This is a genomic window from Micromonospora sp. ATA51, assembly GCF_016802855.1.
GTDB classification, from domain to species: domain Bacteria; phylum Actinomycetota; class Actinomycetes; order Mycobacteriales; family Micromonosporaceae; genus Micromonospora; species Micromonospora sicca.
In genome coordinates this window covers 1-1,742 of record NZ_JAEVHJ010000615.1, presented here as the reverse complement: position 1 = coordinate 1,742, position 1,742 = coordinate 1, and the positions used below count along the sequence as shown (strand labels likewise).

Here is a 1,742-nt window from a genome sequence, read left to right as displayed (position 1 = left end):
AGGAGCTGGAGGAGGCGGCGCTGGTCGACGGGCTGACCCACATCGGCGCGTTCCGGCGGATCACGCTGCCGCTGTCGGTGCCCGGCATCGCCACCGCCGGCATCCTGTCGTTCATCTTCTCCTGGAACAACTTCATGTTCGCCCTGGTGCTCTCCGGCGCCGACACCAAGACCCTGCCCGTGGCGATCTTCGACTTCGTCGGCTACGCCAGCATCGACTGGGGCGGGCTGATGGCCGCCGCCACCGTGGTCACCCTGCCGATCATGCTGATCGCCCTGTTCGTGCAGAAGTACGTGGTCTCCGGGCTCACCGCCGGCGCGACGAAGGGCTGAACAGACCATGACGACAATCGCGCGCATCGAGACCTTCCTCGTCGCACCCCGGTGGCTCTTCGTCCGCGTCGAGACCTCCGCCGGGATCGTCGGCTGGGGCGAGGCCACCTGCGAGGGGCGTTCCGAGACCGTCCGCACCGCCGTCGAGCAGCTCAGCGAGCTGCTGATCGGCCGGGACGCGCTGCGGATCGAGGACCACTGGCAGGTCATGACGAAGGCCTCGTTCTACCGGGGCGGCCCGATCCTGGCCAGCGCCGTGTCCGGCCTCGACCAGGCCCTCTGGGACATCGCCGGCAAGCACTTCGGCGCCCCCGTGCACCAGCTGCTCGGCGGCCCGGTCCGGGACCGGATCCGGGTGTACGGCTGGGTCGGCGGCGACGAGCCGAGCGAGGTCCGCGACCACATCGCCGCCCAGGTCGAGGCGGGACTGACCGCGGTCAAGATGAACGCCTCCGGCCGGATGAGCCCGATCGCCTCGGTGGCCGAGCTCGACGGGGTGGTCGCCCGGGTGGCCGCCGCCCGCGAGGTGCTCGGCGACGACCGGGACGTCGCCGTCGACTTCCACGGCCGGTTCACCCTGGCCAACGCCCGCCGGGTGGCGCCGCTGCTGGAGCCGTACCGGCCGCTGTTCCTGGAGGAGCCGGTCGTCCCGGAGAACTCCCACCTGATCGGCGACTTCGTCCGGTCGACCACCACGCCGGTGTCCACGGGGGAGCGGCTCTACAGCCGCCAGGAGTTCCTGCCCGTCCTCCAGGCCGGCATCGCGGTCGCCCAGCCGGACCTCTCGCACGCCGGCGGCATCACCGAGGTGCGCAAGATCGCCGCACTGGCCGAGGTGTACGACGTCCAGCTCGCCCCGCACTGCCCGCTCGGGCCGATCGCCCTCGCGGCCTGCCTGCAGGTCGCTTCGCCACGCCGAACTACCTGATCCAGGAACAGAGCATCGGCATCCACTACAACCTCGGCGCCGAGGTGCTCGACTACTGCCTCGACAAGACCCCGCTGACCTTCGTCGACGGGTACGTCGAGCGGCTCACCGCGCCCGGTCTGGGCATCGAGATCGACGAGCAGGCGGTGCGGTCGGCGGACAAGCGCGGTCACGCCTGGCGCAGCCCGATGTTCCGACACCTCGACGGCTCCTACGCGGAATGGTGATCATGACCCTCGACCTCACCGCCGAACTCGCCGCCACCCGCCTGTTGGCGGTCATCCGCGGCACCGACACCGCCGCCGCCGTCGCCACCGGCACCGCCCTGCTCGCCGAGGGCGTCCGGGTGGTGGAGGTGGCGCTGACCACGCCGGGCGCGCTCGACGCCATCGAGGCGATCCGGGCGGCGGCCCCGGCCGGCTCGCTGGTCGGCGCCGGCACGGTGCTCACCCCGGCCGCCGTCGCCGACGTGGCCGCCGCCG

Annotated in this window: 1 protein-coding gene and 2 pseudogenes; all 3 read left to right on the top strand. The window is 72.2% G+C overall.

The window, feature by feature from the left end; genetic code table 11:
- Positions 1 to 332, top strand: a 332-nt coding sequence (locus JNW87_RS38355; RefSeq protein ID WP_238455440.1) for a carbohydrate ABC transporter permease, incomplete at its 5' end; no start/stop codon positions are given.
- A 7-nt stretch (positions 333 to 339) separates the two neighbouring features.
- A pseudogene (gene dgoD / locus JNW87_RS38350) lies at positions 340 to 1,487 on the top strand (galactonate dehydratase).
- A 2-nt stretch (positions 1,488 to 1,489) separates the two neighbouring features.
- Positions 1,490 to 1,742: pseudogene (locus JNW87_RS38340) on the top strand (aldolase); the annotation flags it as partial.